The organism is Mycobacterium sp. 852014-52450_SCH5900713 (assembly GCF_001667075.1).
GTDB lineage: Bacteria > Actinomycetota > Actinomycetes > Mycobacteriales > Mycobacteriaceae > Mycobacterium.
The window spans coordinates 145858-163573 of record NZ_LZIL01000011.1 but is presented as its reverse complement, the minus strand read 5'-3'; the positions used below and the strand labels follow the sequence as shown (position 1 = coordinate 163573).

Annotated in this window: 22 protein-coding genes; 11 read left to right on the top strand and 11 right to left on the bottom strand. The window is 68.1% G+C overall.

Annotated elements, in window-relative coordinates; genetic code table 11:
• Window positions 1-56 precede the first annotated feature (56 nt).
• The 3 genes from A5773_RS04585 to A5773_RS04575 all read right to left on the bottom strand — a co-directional run bounded on the left by A5773_RS04585 (window position 57) and on the right by A5773_RS04575 (window position 4873).
• Window positions 57-1520 (bottom strand): potassium/proton antiporter, encoded by a 1464-nt coding sequence (locus tag A5773_RS04585; RefSeq protein WP_082948096.1) that lies wholly within the window; start codon window positions 1518-1520, stop codon window positions 57-59.
• 132 nt (window positions 1521-1652) lie between these two features.
• On the bottom strand, window positions 1653-2849 hold the full coding sequence (locus A5773_RS04580) for a class I SAM-dependent RNA methyltransferase (RefSeq protein WP_067789660.1): 1197 nt from the start codon (window positions 2847-2849) through the stop codon (window positions 1653-1655).
• A gap of 29 nt (window positions 2850-2878) precedes the next feature.
• Window positions 2879-4873 (bottom strand): APC family permease, encoded by a 1995-nt coding sequence (locus tag A5773_RS04575; protein WP_066950286.1) that lies wholly within the window; start codon window positions 4871-4873, stop codon window positions 2879-2881.
• A 129-nt stretch (window positions 4874-5002) separates the two neighbouring features.
• On the opposite strand from A5773_RS04575, the gene A5773_RS04570 reads away from it, so the two are divergent.
• Together A5773_RS04570 and A5773_RS04565 are read left to right on the top strand one after the other, a co-directional pair.
• Window positions 5003-5671, top strand: coding sequence for a TrkA family potassium uptake protein (locus tag A5773_RS04570; protein WP_156659340.1), 669 nt, complete (start codon window positions 5003-5005; stop codon window positions 5669-5671).
• 68 nt (window positions 5672-5739) lie between these two features.
• Window positions 5740-6417: a TrkA family potassium uptake protein gene (locus A5773_RS04565; RefSeq protein WP_066950292.1), complete on the top strand. Its 678-nt coding sequence runs from the start codon at window positions 5740-5742 to the stop codon at window positions 6415-6417.
• Here A5773_RS04565 and A5773_RS04560 read toward each other — a convergent pair.
• Window positions 6414-7055: a DUF3159 domain-containing protein gene (locus A5773_RS04560; protein ID WP_067789823.1), complete on the bottom strand. Its 642-nt coding sequence runs from the start codon at window positions 7053-7055 to the stop codon at window positions 6414-6416. The genes A5773_RS04565 and A5773_RS04560 overlap by 4 nt on opposite strands.
• Window positions 7056-7129: 74 nt before the next feature.
• Window positions 7130-7498 carry an OB-fold nucleic acid binding domain-containing protein gene (locus tag A5773_RS04555; protein ID WP_066950294.1) on the bottom strand — a complete coding sequence of 123 codons (369 nt, stop codon included), beginning with the start codon at window positions 7496-7498 and terminating at the stop codon, window positions 7130-7132.
• Window positions 7499-7635: 137 nt separating this feature from the next.
• On the opposite strand from A5773_RS04555, the gene A5773_RS04550 reads away from it, so the two are divergent.
• Window positions 7636-8337: a hypothetical protein gene (locus A5773_RS04550; protein WP_067262323.1), complete on the top strand. Its 702-nt coding sequence runs from the start codon at window positions 7636-7638 to the stop codon at window positions 8335-8337.
• Window positions 8338-8347: 10 nt separating this feature from the next.
• On the opposite strand, the gene A5773_RS04545 is transcribed toward A5773_RS04550, so the two are convergent.
• On the bottom strand, window positions 8348-9109 hold the full coding sequence (locus A5773_RS04545; RefSeq protein ID WP_067262326.1) for a DUF3710 domain-containing protein: 762 nt from the start codon (window positions 9107-9109) through the stop codon (window positions 8348-8350).
• On the bottom strand, window positions 9106-9570 hold the full coding sequence (gene dut / locus A5773_RS04540; protein WP_066950303.1) for a dUTP diphosphatase: 465 nt from the start codon (window positions 9568-9570) through the stop codon (window positions 9106-9108). Before dut ends, A5773_RS04545 begins: the two co-directional genes overlap by 4 nt.
• 25 nt (window positions 9571-9595) lie before the next feature.
• Between dut and A5773_RS04535 the strand changes: the two genes are divergently transcribed.
• Complete coding sequence (locus A5773_RS04535) at window positions 9596-10081, top strand: DUF3093 domain-containing protein (RefSeq protein WP_066950306.1); 486 nt, start codon at window positions 9596-9598, stop codon at window positions 10079-10081.
• 13 nt (window positions 10082-10094) lie between these two features.
• Here the strand turns inward: A5773_RS04535 and A5773_RS04530 are convergent, their stop codons facing one another.
• Window positions 10095-10397 carry a DUF4193 domain-containing protein gene (locus A5773_RS04530; protein WP_007171590.1) on the bottom strand — a complete coding sequence of 101 codons (303 nt, stop codon included), beginning with the start codon at window positions 10395-10397 and terminating at the stop codon, window positions 10095-10097.
• 193 nt (window positions 10398-10590) lie between these two features.
• Here A5773_RS04530 and cei point away from each other — a divergent pair, with 193 nt between their 5' ends.
• Window positions 10591-11244: an envelope integrity protein Cei gene (gene cei, locus A5773_RS04525; RefSeq protein WP_066950310.1), complete on the top strand. Its 654-nt coding sequence runs from the start codon at window positions 10591-10593 to the stop codon at window positions 11242-11244.
• Window positions 11245-11252: 8 nt separating this feature from the next.
• Here the strand turns inward: cei and A5773_RS04520 are convergent, their stop codons facing one another.
• The gene (locus A5773_RS04520; RefSeq protein WP_066950313.1) at window positions 11253-12131 is read right to left on the bottom strand and encodes an inositol monophosphatase family protein; all 879 of its coding nucleotides are present in this window, start codon (window positions 12129-12131) and stop codon (window positions 11253-11255) included.
• 103 nt (window positions 12132-12234) lie between these two features.
• On the opposite strand from A5773_RS04520, the gene ppgK reads away from it, so the two are divergent.
• The 3 genes from ppgK (at window position 12235) to A5773_RS04505 (ending at window position 15244) form a co-directional block, all read left to right on the top strand.
• Window positions 12235-13044, top strand: coding sequence for a polyphosphate--glucose phosphotransferase (gene ppgK / locus A5773_RS04515; RefSeq protein ID WP_066950316.1), 810 nt, complete (start codon window positions 12235-12237; stop codon window positions 13042-13044).
• A 176-nt stretch (window positions 13045-13220) separates the two neighbouring features.
• Window positions 13221-14729 (top strand): RNA polymerase sigma factor, encoded by a 1509-nt coding sequence (locus A5773_RS04510; RefSeq protein WP_082948085.1) that lies wholly within the window; start codon window positions 13221-13223, stop codon window positions 14727-14729.
• Window positions 14730-14830: 101 nt separating this feature from the next.
• Window positions 14831-15244 carry a RidA family protein gene (locus A5773_RS04505; RefSeq protein ID WP_067262329.1) on the top strand — a complete coding sequence of 138 codons (414 nt, stop codon included), beginning with the start codon at window positions 14831-14833 and terminating at the stop codon, window positions 15242-15244.
• Here A5773_RS04505 and A5773_RS04500 read toward each other — a convergent pair.
• Window positions 15193-15549: a DUF952 domain-containing protein gene (locus A5773_RS04500; protein ID WP_067789657.1), complete on the bottom strand. Its 357-nt coding sequence runs from the start codon at window positions 15547-15549 to the stop codon at window positions 15193-15195. The two genes, A5773_RS04505 and A5773_RS04500, sit on opposite strands and share 52 nt — an antisense overlap.
• A 136-nt stretch (window positions 15550-15685) precedes the next feature.
• Here A5773_RS04500 and A5773_RS25370 point away from each other — a divergent pair, with 136 nt between their 5' ends.
• Both A5773_RS25370 and A5773_RS04495 read left to right on the top strand, forming a co-directional pair.
• Window positions 15686-15871: a hypothetical protein gene (locus tag A5773_RS25370; RefSeq protein ID WP_082948084.1), complete on the top strand. Its 186-nt coding sequence runs from the start codon at window positions 15686-15688 to the stop codon at window positions 15869-15871.
• A 65-nt stretch (window positions 15872-15936) separates the two neighbouring features.
• Window positions 15937-16932, top strand: coding sequence for a YihY/virulence factor BrkB family protein (locus A5773_RS04495; RefSeq protein WP_067262331.1), 996 nt, complete (start codon window positions 15937-15939; stop codon window positions 16930-16932).
• Here A5773_RS04495 and A5773_RS04490 read toward each other — a convergent pair.
• A complete protein-coding gene (locus A5773_RS04490) occupies window positions 16929-17168 on the bottom strand; it encodes a DUF3039 domain-containing protein (protein ID WP_066950325.1) in 240 nt (79 codons plus the stop codon). The two genes, A5773_RS04495 and A5773_RS04490, sit on opposite strands and share 4 nt — an antisense overlap.
• Window positions 17169-17213: 45 nt before the next feature.
• On the opposite strand from A5773_RS04490, the gene A5773_RS04485 reads away from it, so the two are divergent.
• Window positions 17214-17627 (top strand): DUF3099 domain-containing protein, encoded by a 414-nt coding sequence (locus A5773_RS04485; RefSeq protein WP_369817315.1) that lies wholly within the window; start codon window positions 17214-17216, stop codon window positions 17625-17627.
• Window positions 17628-17716: the final 89 nt, after the last annotated feature.

The following is a 17716-nucleotide window of genomic DNA, read 5'->3' as shown; positions in this document are numbered from 1 at the left end:
CGCAGCGAGCGCCGGAACAGCAGGGAGCCTGATGTCGCCGGACTACGAGGGCCGGACTACGAGGGCCCGAAAAGCTCGGCCAGGGTGTCGCGAAGCTCGGGATCCGCCAGCACGACGACCTCGTCACCGGTCTGAAGTTCGGTGTCGCCCCGCACCGGCACCAGGCCGGTGGTGCGGACCACGATGCTCACCCAGATGTCGCCGACACGGTCACTGAGCCCCTCGACCGTGCACCCCTCGGCGGCAGAGCCCGCGGCAACGCTGAAGCGATGGACCCCCTCCGGTTCGTCCGCGAGCCGCACACCTATCTCCCATGGCTGGGTCTGCACGGTGCGCATGGGCAGTTCCAGCAGTCTTGCGACGCCGGGCACCGAGCTGCCTTGCACCAGAACCGAGAAGATCACGACGACGACGACGATGCCGTAGAGGCGTTCGGCGTTGGGAATGTGCGCGGCGCGCAGCAACTCGCCGAGCAGGATCGGCACCGCCCCTTTGAGGCCGGCGAACAGGATGAAGACGCGTTCGTTTCGCTGCAGTCGGACTGGAACCAGGCAGGAACCCACCGCCAACGGGCGAATCACCAATGTTAGGGCCACACCGAGGACGAGCCCGGGAATCCAGACATCGGGATGGGTAAGCACGTTGAGGTCGACGGTCAAACCCAAAATGGCAAACGCGACGATCTCGGCCAGACCGGCCAAGGCGGCGTGGAATCGCTTGATCTCCGGCTTGTAGGGCGCGCGAGCGTCGCCGATCACGATGCCGGCGACGAACACCGCCAGAAATCCCGATCCGTGTGCAAGCGTGGCGATGCCGTACAGCATCAGGATGGATGCCAGCGTTCGTAGCGGATAGAGACCTTCGCTCGGCAGCGCCACGCGGCGCATGAAGACGAGCAAGGCGCGGCCGCCGATCACCCCGACGCCCAGGCCGATCGCCATCTGCAGAGCGAATTGAGTTCCGACGCTGGCGAATCCGGCCGCGCTGAGGCCGCCGGCAGCGATCAGGCCGGACATCAACGAGATGCCCACAGGATCGTTGGCGCCTGACTCGCCCTCCAAGATGGTGCTGCTGCGGCCTCTGATCTCGCGTTTGCCCAGGACAGAAAACACCACGGCCGGATCGGTGGGGGCTACGGCGGTTGCGACGAGCACCGCGGGGAACCAGCTGATTCCGCATGCGTAGTGCAGGACCAAGGCTGCGCCGGCGGCGGTGAGGGCGGTGCCCACGACGCCGGCCGACAGGATGGGGGCCACCGCCGCGCGGAAACGAGAAGGCCCGATATGCATTCCGCCGTCGAACAGCACCAGCACCAGGGCGATGGTGATTACCTGTTGCACGATCCGCTCGGACGGTGGTTGCACCGCGGGCACGGAGTGCACCACCGCTGCCGTCCCGACGAGCACGAGCAGTGGAACGGGGACCTTGACCCGCTCTGTCAGGCGGTTCGCCAAGACAGCGACCAGACCTACCGCACTGGAGAACAAGATGATGAGCGCGAACCGCAGACCATCGTTCACGATCGCGGCACCCGCAGACGCGACGGCGCTTTGTCGGTAGGCACTCGTGCCTTTCGGTTGGTCGACAGGGACATCGCCGACCAGACTTCCCGGCACACCGCGATGGAGTCTATCGGCTGCGGCGCCCTTCTTCTAATTGCCAGCGGTCAGCAGCGCGACGCATTCGGTGTGATGAGTCAGCGGGAACGCGTCGAACACCTTGATCTTCTCGACGGCATAGCCGCGGCCGAGGTAGAGCCCGATGTCGCGGGCGAAAGATGCTGCCTCGCAACCGATGTGCACTATCCGCGGGACGCCGGCGGCGGCCAGTAGATCGACGATTTCGCGCCCGGCCCCCGCGCGCGGCGGATCCAGCACCGCCACATCGGCGCCGGATCGTTGCGCGTTGAGCACCCGCCGCACCGAGTCGGTGACGACGTGCACCTGCGGCAGGTCGCCCAGCGCGGCCCGGGCGGCGCGCGTGGCCGCGCGCGAGGTGTCGACGCTCAGCACCCGACCGGACTCCCCGACCGCCGCGCCGAGCGCCGCGGCGAAAACGCCGGCGCCGCCGTACAGGTCCCACGCGGTCGCGCCGGTGCCGGGCTGGGCCCAGTCGGCGACCAGGCGGCTGTACACCGTCGCCGCGCCGCGGTGCGCCTGCCAGAAGGCCGTCACCGGGATCTGCCAGCTGCGGCCGTCGACGCGCTGCACCGCCTCGTAGCTGCCCTCGACGACCTTGGTCGCGGTCTTCCTGCCCTGCCGCAGCGTGCGCACCACGTGGCGCGCACCGTCGTCGTCCACGACGACGTGCAGCTGGGCGGCCGGCGGCCAGTCGGATTCGGCGATTCCGTCGAGCATGCCGGCCGGCAACTGCGCGCAGCGCAGGTCGGTCACCAGCTCGTCGCTGTGATACCGGTGAAACCCGGCGCGGCGGTCGGCGCCCACGTCGAGCCGGACCCGGGTGCGCCAACCCGTCGGCCCGGAGTCCGACAGCGGTTCCGCCTCGCCATTCCAGCGGTGTCCGCCCAGCCGCTCCAGCTGATTGACCACCACTTGCGCCTTGATCGCGCGGGCCGCCTCCGGGGCGACGAACGCGAGGTCACAGCACCCGGCACCGTCCACCCCGGCGATGGGACACAGCGACTCGACGCGGTCGGCCGACGGCTCGAGCACCTCGACAACCTCGGCGTGCCAATAAGATCCACGGTCGGCGGTGACCCGCACCCGCACCCGCTCACCCGGCAACGCGTAACGGACGAACACCACGCGCCCCTCGTGGTGCGCCACGCAGCTGCCGCCGTTGGCCGGGGCGCGGGTGACCAACGTGAGCTCCTCGTGCGGGGGCAGCACCGCCGCGGGTGCGCGGGGGGATTCGCGGGTCAATCGAAGATTCCCCGACGAGTGTCCCCCGGAGCCACGTGGTGCTCCAGCGTCTGCAGCCGCTCCGACGAATTCAGTTGCCACGGAACGGAAGTCACCATTACGTTGGGCATGAACAACAGCCGGCCCTTGAGCCGCAGCGCGCTTTGGTTGTGCAGCACCTGCTCCCACCAATGGCCCACCACGTACTCGGGGATGAACACGGTGACGACGGTGCGCGGCGATTCCTTGCTGACCCGCTTGACGTAATCCAGTATGGGGCGGGTGATTTCGCGGTACGGCGAGGCGATGACCTTGAGCGGCACACTGATGTCGCTTTCCTCCCACTGGTGCACCAACTCGCGGGTTTCCCCGTCGTCCACGCTGACGGTGACCGCCTCGAGGGCGTCGGGGCGGGTCGCCCGGGCGTAGGCCAGCGCGCGCAGCGTCGGCAGATGCAGCTTGGATACCAGCACCAGCGCGTGATTGCGGCTGGGCAACACCACGTCGTGCTGGGCGGCGGCCTGCTCCTCCAGTTCCCGGGTGACGGTGCCGTAGTGCCGGTGGATCATCTTCATCATCCCGAACAGCAAACCCATCGCGAACAGCGCGATCCACGCGCCGGCGACGAACTTCGTCACCAGGACGACCAACAAAACCGCGCCGGTGGAGAGCAATCCGACCGTGTTGACGACCCGGGAGCGCATCATCTTGCGGCGCGCACGCGGGTCGGTCTCGGTGCGCAGCAATCGGGTCCAGTGCCGCACCATGCCGATCTGGCTCAGGGTGAACGAAATGAACACCCCGACGATGTACAGCTGGATCAGGGCGGTGACCTCGGCGCGGAACGCGATGATGGCCAGCAGCGCGGCGCCGGACAGGAACAGGATTCCGTTGGAGAACGCCAACCGGTCCCCGCGGGTGTGCAGCTGGCGCGGCAGGTAACTGTGCTGCGCCAGCACCGAGCCGAGCACTGGGAACCCGTTGAACGCGGTGTTGGCCGCCAGCACCAGGATGAGCGCGGTCACCGTGGCGATCAGCAGGAAGCCGATGTGGAAGCTGCCGAACACCGTTTCCGCCAGCTGGGTGACCAGGGTCTTCTGGTAGTAGCCCGGCGGGGCGCCGGCCAGTTGTGTGGCGGGATCCTCGACCAGCTGAACGCGGATCTGCTGGGCCAACACGATGATGCCCATCAGCAGGGCCACCGCGATCGCCCCCAGCATCAGCAGCGTCGTCGCCGCGTTGCGCGACTTGGGCTTCTCGAAGGCCGGAACGCCGTTGCTGATGGCCTCCACACCGGTCAGCGCCGCGCAGCCCGAGGAGAAGGACCGCGCCACCAGGAATGCCAGCGCGAAGCCGACGACCTGGCCGTGCTCGGCGTGCATCTGGAAGCCGGCCGACTCCGCGCGCAGCGGGTTGCCCAGCACGAAGATCCGGACCAGGCCCCAGCCGATCATGATGAAGACGCCGACGATGAACGCATAGGTCGGAATGGCGAACGCCAGCCCGGACTCCCGGATTCCGCGCAGGTTCAGCGCCATCACCAGCAGGATGGCCGCCACGCAGAACCACACCTTGTGCTGAGCCACCAGCGGGATGGCGGAGCCGATGTTAGACATCGCCGACGCCGTCGAAACGGCAACGGTGAGAACGTAATCCACCATCAGAGCGCTGGCCACCACCAGGCCGGCGGTGTCACCGAGGTTGGTGGTGACCACCTCGAAGTCGCCCCCGCCCGACGGGTAGGCGTGCACGTTCTGCCGGTAGCTGGCCACCACGACCAGCATCACCGCGGCCACGGCGAGGCCGATCCAGGGCGTCAACGCGTACGCGGACAGGCCGGCCACCGAGAGCATCAGGAAGACCTCTTCGGGCGCATACGCCACCGAGGACAACGCGTCGGAGGCGAACACCGGCAAGGCGATCCGCTTGGGCAGCAGGGTGTGACTCAGCCGGTCGCTGCGAAACGGCCGGCCAATTAGCAACCGACGCGCTGCGGTTGAAAGTTTGGACACGAGAGCCAAGAGTAAGCCCACAAGGGTTTGGCGGTAGCTTCGTATTCGAGAATGTTTGCCGACCCGAAATCGGCTGGCCGACGTCGGTTGCCGATCGGGGACGCAGGACGCAGCCGAGAGGATCGGAAAGTGCGAGTAGTGGTGATGGGCTGCGGCCGCGTCGGTTCCTCGGTGGCCGACGGGTTATCGCGGATCGGCCACGATGTCGCGGTCATCGACCGCGACAGCACCGCCTTCAACCGGCTCAGCCCCGAGTACGCCGGGGAGCGGGTCCTGGGGCAGGGGTTTGACCGGGACGTATTGCTGCGGGCCGGCATCGAGGAGGCCGACGCATTCGCCGCCGTGTCATCCGGGGATAACTCCAACATCATCTCGGCGCGGCTGGCCCGGGAGACCTTCGGCGTCAAGCGCGTCGTCGCCCGGATCTACGACGCCAAGCGCGCCGAGGTCTACGAACGCCTCGGCATCCCGACCATCGCCACCGTGCCCTGGACCACCGACCGCCTGCTCAACGCGCTGCTCCGCGACACCGAGACCGCGAAATGGCGGGACCCGACCGGCACCGTGGTCGTCGCCGAGGTCGTCCTGCACGAGGAGTGGATCGGGCACCGGGTCACCGATCTCGAGCAGGCCACCGGCGCCCGCGTCGCGTTCCTGATCCGGTTCGGTGCCGGTGTCTTGCCGGAACCGAAGACGGTCATCCAGGCCGGCGATCAGGTCTACGTCGCCGCGATCTCCGGCCGTGCGGCCGAGGCCATCGCCATCGCGGCCATGCCACCCAGTGAAGACCTCGGTTAAGGAGCGGCGAATATGAAGACCGCCGACGACGAAGAAGCCGGCGCAGCCGGGTTTAAGGAGCGGCGAACATGAAGGTAGCTGTCGCCGGCGCCGGCGCGGTCGGCCGCTCCGTCAGTCGCGAACTCATCGGCAACGGCCACGACGTGACGCTCATCGAGCGCAACCCCGATCACGTCGACGTCGACGCCATCCCCGCCGCCCACTGGCGGCTCGGCGATGCCTGCGAGCTGAGCCTGCTGGAATCGGTGCACCTACAGGACTTCGACGTCGTGGTGGCCGCGACTGGCGACGACAAGGCCAACGTCGTGCTCAGCTTGCTGGCGAAGACCGAATTCGCGGTGCCGCGGGTCGTGGCCCGGGTCAACGATCCCCGCAACGAGTGGTTGTTCACCGACGCCTGGGGCGTGGATGTCGCGGTGTCCACGCCGCGCATGCTCGCGTCGCTCATCGAAGAGGCCGTCGCCGTCGGTGATCTGGTGCGGCTCATGGAATTCCGTCGGGGGCAGGCCAACCTCGTCGAGATCACCCTGCCCGACGACACGCCCTGGGGCGGCAAGCCGGTGCGCCGCCTGCAACTGCCCCGGGACGCCTCGCTGGTGACGATCCTGCGCGGCCCGCGCGTGATCGTGCCCGAGGCGGACGAGCCGCTGGAGGGCGGCGACGAGCTGCTCTTCGTCGCGGTCGCGGAGGTCGAAGAGGACCTGCGCAAGCTCCTGCTGCCGGATGGCCCGCCGCTCGAGGGCTAGTCCCGGACGGGATCGGCGTCGACCTGGACGCCGATGTCACCGACCGCCGGCAGGGCACGCTGCACCGCTTTGATCGCCGCGTACGTCGCCAGCGCGGCCGCAAGGGTCAGTGGCCACCCCATCGCGATCCGCGCGACCGCCAGCCACCCGGTCTGGTCGGCGTCATAAAGCAGGCCCTGGACGACGAACCGGGCGGCGAACACCAGCACCCAGCAGACCGAGGCGATGTCGAACGCGTAGACGGCCCGGGGCACGTCGCGCCATCCGCGACCACGCCCGCTGGCCCAGCTCCACGCGTAGCCGACCAGAGGCCGTCGGATGACGACCGACACGGCGAACACCACCGCCCACGCCAATGACATCCAGATGCCCAGCAGGAAGTAACCCTTGGACTCCCCCACGATGTAGGCGATGAGCGCGCAGATGGCGACGCCGAAGAAGCCCGAGAATGCCGGCTGCGGCGATTCGCGCCGGATCAACCGCCATACCAACACCAGCGCGGCGACGGCCAGCGCGGACCCGATCGCCACGAGCAAGCCGGACACGCTCGAAGCAATGACGAAGATCACAACGGGCAGCGACGAATAGATGACACCGCTGACGCCACCCACCTGCCCCAGCAGACGTTCCGGTGTGATGCGGCTGGCGCTCGCGGGTTCGGGCGAGCCCGACTCATGCGGTCCCGGACTTGACCCCCGATCGGCGGGTCGAGTCACCGCTGAATTTCGTAGTGCGGGTTGTAGATGGCCTTGGTGCCGTTCTCCAGCTTGCCCAGCCGGCCCCGCACCCGCAGCTTGCGGCCCGAGTCGATGCCGGGTATCCGGCGCTGGCCCAACCAGACCAAAGTGACGGTGTCGCTGCCGTCGAACAGCTCGGCGCGGACACCGCCCGCACAGGCCTTGCCGTTACATTCCACGCTGCGCAGCGTGCCGACCATGGTGACCTCTTGGCCACGCTCGCAATCGATGACTCGTTGCGCGCCGGTAAGTGCGACCTCGTCGGACAACTCCTCCGAGTCGCGTTGCTCCGGAGCCTCCGTCAAGCGGCGGGTGAGCCGGCGCAGATATCCCTGGGCCCCCATGGCCCCTCCTGACAATGCCGATAAGCCTTGGCGCTTCCATTTATGCCAACGGACACCGTAGACCTGTTGGTTCCCGCGCGCCAACCGACTCAAACACCGCTGTTGGGCACAACTGAACGCCGGGGCAATATCAGGGGATGACTGTCGATCTGCGGGGTGTCACGACCGTCTTGCTGCCCGGCACGGGGTCCGACGACGACTACGTTCGCCGGGCTTTTTCGGGTCCGTTGCGCGAGGCCGGTGCCCTGCTGGTGACCCCGCCGCCCAACCCGGATCGGTTGATCGACGGCTACGTGTCCGCTTTGGATGCCGCCGCGCGCACGGGCCCGATCGCCGTCGGCGGCGTCTCGATCGGCGCGGCGGTGGCGGTCGCCTGGGCACTGGCGCACCCGGACACGGCGGTCGCCGTCCTGGCCGCGCTGCCGGCCTGGGCCGGGGAGCCCGAAACGGCGCCCGCGGCACTCGCGGCGCGGCATACGGCATCGCAGCTCCGTGCCGACGGACTGGAGGCGACGACCAACCAGATGCGGGCGTCCAGCCCGCCGTGGCTGGCCGACGAGCTGGCGCGGTCGTGGCGCGCCCAGTGGCCACAACTGCCCGACGCCATGGACGAAGCCGCCGGCCATGTGGCGCCCGACCACGCCGAGCTGGCCCGGCTGGCCGTGCCACTTGCTGTCGCATCCGCCGTCGACGATCCCATCCACCCACTCCAGGTCGGTGTGGAGTGGGTCGCCGCCGCGCCGCGGGCCGCGCTGCGGACGGTGACGCTCGACCAGATCGGCTCGGACCCCGCCGCGCTGGGCGCGGCATGCCTGGCCGCTCTCGCCGAGCTGAGCTAGCGGCTTTGGTTCAGCCCCCGGAGGTGGTGCGCAGCTGCTGCATGGCCGAACCGTCGACGCTGCGGCGCGCCGCCGGCTGGTTGGACCCCTCCTGCTCCTCGCCTTGTTGGGCCTGTTGCGCCTCCGCCTGCTGGGCCTGCTGGGTGGCCGCGGCTTCCCGCAATTGCTGCGCCATCGGCTCGGGCAGCTGCACGGTCAACGGCGTGCGCACCGGAAGCGGTGTGTCACCGCGGCGAACCACGGTGTCCGCCAACGCCGCTCGCGCCTCCTGCTCGAGGGCTTCCATGGTCTCGTGGGGGCCGTTGATGACGCAGCGGATCATCCACCGGTAGCCGTCGACTCCGATGAAGCGCACCGCACCGGAGGCGGAGCCGACCACTTCGCGACCCCAGGGGCCGTCCTTGATGCTGACTTTGGCCGAGTCCTTGCGCAGCGAATCCGCGAGTTCACTGGCCACTTCGCGCCACAGGCCGCCCGTCTTCGGCGCCGCGTAGGCCGCGATGGTGAAGCGGCCGTTGGGCGTGACGACCCACACGGCGCTCGGAACGCCGGTCTCGGTCAGTTCGACCTGCAGCTGGCCGGCCTCCGGCATCGGAATGAGCACCGAGCCCAGGTCCAGGCGCGCGAGCTCCGCGACCGACGGGTCCTCGAAATCGTCGATGTCGAACGGGCCGTCGAGTTCTTCGTCGAACTCTTCGTCGATCGGATCGGCGACTGCGTCCACCGACTCGTCGCTGTCGTCGTTGCTGGAACGTCTGTTGAGTGCCATCACAAACTCGCATGTCCGCCGGAGGAACCGTGGCCACCGTCGCCACGGGATGTGTCGGCGAGGCCGGCCTCGTCGAACGACGACACCTCGACCAGCTCTACCAGCTCGACCCGCTGCACGAGCAACTGGGCGATGCGGTCGCCGCGGTGCACCACGATGGGCTCGGTGGGGTCGAGGTTAATCAGCGCGACCTTGATCTCGCCGCGATAGCCCGCGTCGATGGTTCCCGGACTGTTGACGATCGAAAGCCCCACGCGCGACGCCAATCCCGAACGGGGATGCACCAACCCGACCATCCCGAACGGGATCGCCACGGCCACGCCCGTGCGGACCAGGGCGCGTCGCCCGGGTTCCAGCTTGAGGTCTTCCGCGCTGTAGAGGTCCACCCCGGCGTCGCCTTGGTGGGCGCGCGTGGGCAGAGGAAGCTCGGGATCAAGACGGACGATGGCGAGACTGGTCGACACGGGGCCACAGATTACCCTTGACTGCGTGTCCGGTACGCGCGTCGCGCCGCACAGTGTGCGATATCGCGAACGACTGTGGGTGCCATGGTGGTGGTGGCCGCTGGCCTTCGGGCTGGCGGGGCTGATCGCTTTCGAAGTCAACATGGGTGTCGCCCCCCGGCCTTCCTGGTTGCCGTACGCAACGCTCTTCGCGGTGGCGGCCGGAGCCCTGCTGTGGCTGGGCCGCGTCGAGATCCGGGTGACCGCCGACCCGAACGTCCCTGGCGGGGTCGAACTGTGGGCCGGCGAGGCGCACCTGCCGGTCACCGTGATCGCCCGGTCCGCTGCGGTCGCCCCGTCGGCCAAGTCCGCGGCCCTGGGCCGCCAACTCGACCCGGCCGCTTTCGTGTTGCATCGGGCATGGATCGGGCCGATGATCCTGGTCGTCCTCGATGACCCGGACGACCCGACGCCGTACTGGCTGGTGAGTTGCCGCCACCCCGAGCGGGTGCTTTCGGCATTGCGCAGCTGATCCCGAAGCCCGGTCAGGCCGCGCAGTCGGTACAGATCATCAGGCCGTTCTTCTCGCTGGCCAACCGGCTGCGGTGTTGCACCAGGAAACAGCTCGAGCAGGTGAATTCGTCGGCCTGCTTCGGAATGACGCGAACTGACAGTTCTTCCCCGGACAGATCGGCGCCGGGCAGCTCGAAAGACTCAGCGGTTTCGGATTCGTCGACGTCCACCACGGCCGAAGCCGCCTCGTTGCGTCGCGCTTTGAGCTCCTCCAGCGAGTCTTCCGAGACGTCGTCGGTCTCGGTACGCCGTGGAGCGTCGTAGTCGGTAGGCATATTCGTTTCCCCTGCCCTATTGCCTCTTCATGCCTCGTGTCTCAGGCATCGCTTTGTACCAGCGTCGAACGCATCCACCAAATGATTCGTGCCCGGATGGCCGCCCGGTTATGTGTGATTTACGTCACACACCCATCTTTGCCCTTGCGTTCGCCTTTGAACAGTGCGTTTAGGGTGTGACTAGAGTGCACCTGTGGTCGCACAAATCACCGAGGGTACCGCCTTCGACAAGCACGGCCGGCCCTTCCGGCGACGCAATCCCCGCCCCGCCATCGTCGTCGTCGTTTTCCTGGTGGTGGTGACGGCCGTGGTGTGGACGATCGCACTGACCCGGCCGGCGAAGGTGCACGAGGTCGCGGTGTGCAACCCGCCGCCGAAAGGGGCCGGGTCCGGGGCGCCGGCTCAGCTCGGTGAGCAGGTGTCGCGAAGCGCGATGATGGACGTCACACCCGCCAAACTCAGCGACACCAAGGTCCGCGTGCTCAACGCCAGCGGCCGTGGCGGGCAGGCCGGCGACGTCTCAGGCGCCCTCAAAGACCTCGGGTTTGCCCAGCCGACGGCCGCTAACGATCCTCTGTATGCCGGCACGCGGCTGACCTGCCAGGGCCAGATCCGGTTCGGGACGGCGGGGCAGGCCACCGCGGCAGCGGTCTGGTTGGTGGCGCCGTGCATGGAGCTGTTCAACGACAGCCGCGCCGACGACTCCGTCGACCTGGCGTTGGGTACGGACTTCACCGCGCTGGCCCACAACGACGACATCGATGCCGTGTTGGCCACGCTGCGTCCCGGGGCCACCGAGCCGTCAGACCCTGCGCTGCTCACGAAGATTCACGCCAGCAGCTGCTGACGGCGGCGTCAATCGAGAATCGGGTCGAGGCCGTCGATTTCGTCCAGGGCGGCCAGCAGCTCGTCGGCGATTCCCGGCGCGGCGGCCAACACCAGGCCGGCGCCCTCAATGTCGTTCGCCGGCAACGAAACCCGCGCCCCCGCCTCGGCGGCGATCAGCGCGCCGGCGGCGCAATCCCACGGCTGCAGGCCGTGCTCGTAGAACGCGTCGAGCCGGCCCGCCGCGACCATGCACAGATCCAGCGCCGCCGAACCGATCCGGCGGACGTCGCGAACCACCGGCAGCAGCCGCGCCAACAGCGCCGCCTGCGTCGCCCGTCGCTGCCGTGAGTACCCGAACCCGGTGCCCAGCAGCGCCATCGACAAATCGTCGACCGCGGCGCACCGCAGCGTCCGCACCCCCTGATCGTCGATGACATGCGCGCCCAGGCCGGTCGCGGCCGAGTACACCCGGCCGGCGACGACGTCGGCGACCGCGCCCGCGACCGACACGCCGTCGACTTGCACGCCGACCGACACCGCGTACGCCGGGATGCCGTAGACGAAGTTCACCGTGCCGTCGATGGGATCGAGCACCCACGTCACCGCGCCCGCGGGGGTCCCCGCCGGGTCGGCCGGGCCGCCGCCCTCCTCGCCGAGAATCGGGTCACCGGGCCGCAATTCGGCCAGCCGGTCCCGCAACAGGCGTTCGGTCTCCGTGTCGACGACGGTCACCGGATCGGTGGGGGTGCTCTTCGACCGCACCGCGCCGTTGCCCGGAAGTTGCGAGGCCGCCGCGGCCTCGCCGAAGACCTCGGCGCGGCGGCGCCGCACGAACGCGGCGGCCTCCGTGGCCAGCGATTCGGCCACCGTGCGCAGCCGGGCGGGCTCGTCATCTCCTCGGGTCACCCGTCTATCGCATCACAGGCGGCACGGCCCCGCAGATGCCCCGTAGCCGCACCGGCGCCGGGCTAAGGTGGGCGGACAGCCTCAGCCACGTCCAGGAGCTTCGATGACCAGCACGGACTCGACCACGGATACGCCCGGCACCGGCGCCGCCGTCGGCACCCCACAGCGTCGGGGATTCGGCATCGACGTCGGCGGCAGCGGCATCAAGGGCGGCATCGTCGACATGGACACCGGGCAGCTGATCGGCGAGCGGATCAAGCTGCTCACCCCGCAGCCGGCAACGCCGCCGGCGGTTGCCAAGACCATCGCCGAGGTGGTCAACGCGTTCGGCTGGACCGGTCCACTCGGGGTGACCTATCCCGGGGTCGTCACCCACGGTGTCGCCCAGACGGCGGCCAACGTCGACAAATCGTGGATCGGCTGTAACGCGCGCGACATCATCAGCGCGGAGTTGGACGGCCAGGACGTCACGGTGCTCAACGATGCCGACGCCGCGGGGCTGGCCGAGGAGCACTACGGCGCGGGCAGAAATCAGTCGGGTCTGGTGGTGTTGCTGACGTTCGGCACGGGAATCGGCTCCGCGGTCATCCACAACGGCGTCCTGATACCCAACACCGAGTTCGGGCATCTCGAGGTCGGCGGCAAAGAGGCCGAGCAGCGCGCGGCGTCGTCGGTCAAAGAGAAGAACGGTTGGAGCTTCGAAAGGTGGGCCAAGCAGGTCACCCGGGTGCTGGTGGCCATCGAGAACGCGGTGTGGCCGGACCTGTTCATCGCGGGGGGCGGCATCAGCCGCAAGGCCGACAAGTGGCTACCGCTGCTCGAAAATCGCACCCCGGTGGTGGCGGCTGCCCTGCTCAACACCGCCGGAATCGTCGGCGCGGCCATGGCCTCCACCTCGGACGTGACGCACTGATTTTCGCCCGGCAGAGCCGTTCGGCCGCTCACTGTCGTTACAATGGTCATCGGCGACCGCCCGAACGTTAGCGTGCAAACACCCACGCTGATCCAACGCCGACATCGACATAGCAGACACTTTCGGTTAACCATGCCCATTACCCACCGAAGGTGAGCCCAAACGAAGGGGTGTAAGTGGCACCGACCAAGGCCAGCCCGGCAACCGATGCGCCGGTGAAACGGACCGCCACCAAGTCTCCGTCCTCCCCCGCCAAGCGCTCGGCGGCCAAGGCCGCTAATGGGTCCGCCGCTCCCGCGAAACGCGCCGCCAAGGCGCCGGCAAGCGCGGCCGAGGCCGGCTCCGCCGCCGACACCAAGAAGACCCGCGCCGCCAAGGCACCATCGGGCCGCGGGACCAAAGCGGCCAAGGGTGCGCCGGCGGAGGCCGAGGTCGACCTGGAGGCCGTCGAAGATCTCGACGACGCGGAGCTCGACGCCGAGCCCGGCGAAGACCTCGAGATCGACGCCGCCGACCTGAGCCTCGACGACCTGGAGGAAGACGACGTCGCGGCCGACGGCGAGGACGCCGAAGTCGACCCGCCCGACACCGACGACAGCGAGGAAGAGGCAACCACCCCGCCCGTCGTGGCCGTCGCGGCTCCCGCCGACGAGGACGAGGAAATCGCCGAGCCCTCCGAAAAGGACAAAGCCTCCGGCGATTTCGTCTGGGACGAAGACGAGTCCGAGGCGCTGCGTCAGGCGCGCAAGGACGCCGAACTCACCGCATCCGCGGACTCGGTTCGCGCGTACCTCAAGCAGATCGGCAAGGTCGCGCTGCTCAACGCCGAGGAAGAGGTCGAGCTGGCGAAGCGGATCGAAGCCGGCCTGTACGCCACGCAGCTGATGGCCGAGATGGCCGAGCGCGGCGACAAGCTGCCGGCCGCTCAGCGTCGCGACATGATGTGGATCTGCCGCGACGGCGACCGCGCGAAAAACCATCTGCTGGAAGCCAACCTACGCCTCGTGGTGTCGCTGGCCAAGCGGTACACCGGCCGCGGGATGGCGTTCCTGGACCTCATTCAGGAAGGCAACCTGGGCCTGATCCGTGCGGTCGAGAAGTTCGACTACACCAAGGGCTACAAGTTCTCCACCTACGCGACGTGGTGGATCCGGCAGGCCATCACCCGCGCCATGGCCGACCAGGCCCGCACCATCCGCATCCCGGTGCACATGGTCGAGGTGATCAACAAGCTGGGCCGCATCCAGCGCGAGCTGCTGCAGGACCTGGGCCGCGAGCCCACGCCTGAAGAGCTGGCCAAGGAAATGGACATCACGCCCGAAAAGGTGCTGGAGATCCAGCAATACGCCCGTGAGCCGATCTCGCTGGACCAGACCATCGGCGACGAGGGCGACAGCCAGCTGGGTGACTTCATCGAGGACAGCGAGGCCGTGGTGGCCGTCGACGCGGTGTCGTTCACCCTGCTGCAAGACCAGTTGCAGTCGGTGCTGGAGACGCTGTCGGAGCGCGAAGCCGGCGTAGTACGGCTGCGCTTCGGCCTCACCGACGGCCAGCCGCGCACCCTCGACGAGATCGGCCAGGTCTACGGCGTCACCCGCGAGCGCATCCGCCAGATCGAGTCCAAGACGATGTCAAAGTTGCGCCACCCCAGCCGTTCCCAGGTCTTGCGCGACTACCTCGACTAGTAACCCCGAGCGTCCTCGCCGGACCCGTTGCCGCGCAAGGACGCTCAGCGCCCCCAGAAAATGCGTCGCGCCGCCGGCGTGGCCGTCGTACGGTGACTCCCATGTCAGCCAACCGCACAGTGGTGTCATCCGGCTCCGAGTTCGAAGCGGCCGTCGGCTATTCGCGCGCGGTGCGGGTCGGCCCGCACGTGTCGGTAGCCGGAACGACAGGCGCGGGACCCGCTGGCGACATCGCGGCCCAGGCCCGAGATGCCTTGCGCCGGATCGAGATTGCACTGCGGCAGGCGGGAGCGGCGCTTACCGACGTGGTCCGCACCCGGATCTATGTCACCGACATCTCCCGCTGGCGCGAGGTAGCGGCGGTGCACGCGGAGGTCTTCGGCGTCATCCGTCCCGCGGCCACCATGGTGGAGGTGTCCGCGCTGATAGCGCCCGAGCTGTTGGTCGAGATCGAGGCCGACGCCTACGTGGATCCCGCGACCGGCGGGAAGGTTCCGTCGGGGCCCGGGCGGTAGGCCGTGACTCTGATCACAGCATCCGTGGGCAGCGGACCGTACAGATGCGGGAACAGCATCGACTCCGGATCCGTTGCAGCTCCTGGCTCCCAACGCACTTCGGAGTGCAGCCGCGCCGGATCGATGTGCAGTAGCACCAAGTCATCGCGGCCCCGGTAGAGCCGGTTCGCCGGCAGGTGAACCTGTTCCGGCGTCGAGAGATGGATGAACTGGCCGCCGGACGCGTGGAGCTCACCGCACGCGCGGGCACGGGCCCACTCGTCGACCCCACACAGATGTACCAGCAGGTCAGGAGCGGAAGTCATGGATGAACACATTAGAGATGCGTCGGAAACGAAACGTTTACAGGCCGTGAGAAACGACACACCCGATAACGATCAGGGAACAACGCGAAAACCCCATACGTCTGAGAGAGTGAATGAAAGCAAGAACGGAGAAGCCATGAATGCAACTCTGACCAGTCCCGAGCTAACCCGTGCGGACCGCTGCGATCGCTGCGGTGCCGCCGCTCGAGTCCGCGCCAAGCTGCCTTCCGGAGCTGAGCTTCTCTTCTGCCAGCATCACGCCAACGAGCACGAGGCGAAATTGACCGAGCTTGCCGCCGTCCTGGAGATCAGCGGAAGCTAGTTTGGCTCAACTCACCCACGGCCAATGTGGGCTTGTGGGGCAGTCTTCGGTAATGCTGGACGGGTATGAGCGATCAAGTCGCAAAACCGTCCCGCCATCACATCAGGCGACTCAGTCTGAGGACTCTCTCGAAAAGCTGGGACGATTCCATCTTTTCCGAGTCCGCGCAGGCGGGTTTCTGGTCGGCGCTGTCGCTACCACCACTGCTCCTGGGGATCCTGGGAAGCCTGGCGTACGTGGCGCCGCTGTTCGGGCCCGACACGTTGACGGCGGTCGAGAAGAGCATCATCTCCGCGATCCGCAGTTTCTTCTCGCCCAGCGTCGTCAACGAGATCATCGAGCCGACCATCCGTGACGTCACCGCCAACGCGCGTGGCGAGGTGGTTTCGGTCGGCTTCCTGATCTCGATGTGGGCGGGATCGTCGGCGATCTCGGCCTACGTCGACGCAGTGGTGGAGGCGCACGACCAGACCCCGCTGCGGCACCCCGTGCGGCAGCGGCTCTTCGCCCTGTTCCTCTACGTGGTGATGCTGGTGTTCGTGGTGGTCGCCGCGCCGGTACTGGTGGTGGGGCCGCGCAAGTTGAGCGAACACATCCCGGACAGCCTGGCCAACGTCCTGCGCTACGGGTATTACCCGGCGCTGATCCTGGGCCTGCTGGTCGGGGTGGTCATCCTGTACCGGGTGGCACTACCCGAGCCCCTGCCGACGCACCGGCTGATCTTCGGCGCCGTGCTCGCCACGGCGGTCTTCCTGGTCGCGACGCTGGGCCTTCGGATCTACCTGCGGTGGATCACCAGCACCGGCTACACCTACGGCGCGCTGGCCACACCGATAGCGTTCCTGCTTTTTGCGTTCTTCGGCGGTTTCGCGGTCATGCTCGGCGCCGAACTCAACGCGGCGATCCAAGAGGAATTCCCGGCGCCGAAGACTCACGCCCACCGGCTGCGCAAGTGGCTGGAATCCCGGGTGACGGCGCTCAAGCGGCCGGCGGCTTCGGCACCGGAGCCGGCGCCCGCCGACACCGCGACGCTGACGGCCGAGCCGTCGCGGCCGACCTAGCCCTTCTTCATCCGGTCGTAGATCTGCTTGCAATCGGGGCAGACCGGCGAGCCCGGCTTGGCCGCCTTGGTGACGGGAAAGACCTCCCCGCACAACGCCACCACGTGGCTGCCCATGACCGCACTCTCGGCGATCTTGTCCTTCTTGACGTAGTGGAAGTACTTCGGCGTATCGCTGCCCGTCCCGTCGTCGACGCGTTCGTCGGTCTCGGTGCGTTCGATCGTCTGGGTCTCCATACCTGACATTGTGCCCCGTAACTCGCTTCTGCCGGAATTGGTCAGGTGTGGGAGAGTGGAGAAATGAAGCGCGAATCCGATCTGGGGTTCGACGATGAGGGCCGGCCGGTGCTCATCACCGCCGCAGCACCCTCCTACGAAGAGCAGCACCGCGCGCGGGTCCGGAAATACTTGACGCTGATGGGGTTCCGGATCCCGGCGCTCATCCTGGCCGCGCTGGCGTACGGCGCGTGGCACAACGGTCTGATCTCACTGGCGATCGTGGCCGTGTCGATCCCGTTGCCATGGATGGCGGTCCTGATCGCCAACGACCGGCCACCGCGCAGCCCCGACGAACCGCGGCGGTTCGACGATGCCCGGCGGCGCACGCCGCTCTTCCCGAGCGCCGAGCGGCCGGCGATCGAACCGCCCCGGCATCCCCCCTCGAGCTGGCCCACCGGACCGCAGGGCTGGGAATAGTCCGCACTTCTCAGGACATTCTCAGGTCGACGGCACATTCCCGCACGTCAAGACGTGTGAGATCACAAAACGCCGGGAACTCTCAGAGC

Coding starts and splice junctions, on each gene's coding strand:
- A5773_RS04555 (WP_066950294.1), bottom strand. CDS start 7,498: ATGGGGGCCCAGGGATATCTGCGCCGGCTCACCCGCCGCTTGACGGAG.
- A5773_RS25370 (WP_082948084.1), top strand. CDS start 15,686: ATGAATGCAACTCTGACCAGTCCCGAGCTAACCCGTGCGGACCGCTGC.
- A5773_RS04490 (WP_066950325.1), bottom strand. CDS start 17,168: ATGGAGACCCAGACGATCGAACGCACCGAGACCGACGAACGCGTCGAC.
- A5773_RS04505 (WP_067262329.1), top strand. CDS start 14,831: ATGTCAGCCAACCGCACAGTGGTGTCATCCGGCTCCGAGTTCGAAGCG.
- A5773_RS04495 (WP_067262331.1), top strand. CDS start 15,937: ATGAGCGATCAAGTCGCAAAACCGTCCCGCCATCACATCAGGCGACTC.
- A5773_RS04500 (WP_067789657.1), bottom strand. CDS start 15,549: ATGACTTCCGCTCCTGACCTGCTGGTACATCTGTGTGGGGTCGACGAG.
- ppgK (WP_066950316.1), top strand. CDS start 12,235: ATGACCAGCACGGACTCGACCACGGATACGCCCGGCACCGGCGCCGCC.
- A5773_RS04530 (WP_007171590.1), bottom strand. CDS start 10,397: ATGCCTACCGACTACGACGCTCCACGGCGTACCGAGACCGACGACGTC.
- A5773_RS04550 (WP_067262323.1), top strand. CDS start 7,636: ATGACTGTCGATCTGCGGGGTGTCACGACCGTCTTGCTGCCCGGCACG.
- A5773_RS04565 (WP_066950292.1), top strand. CDS start 5,740: ATGAAGGTAGCTGTCGCCGGCGCCGGCGCGGTCGGCCGCTCCGTCAGT.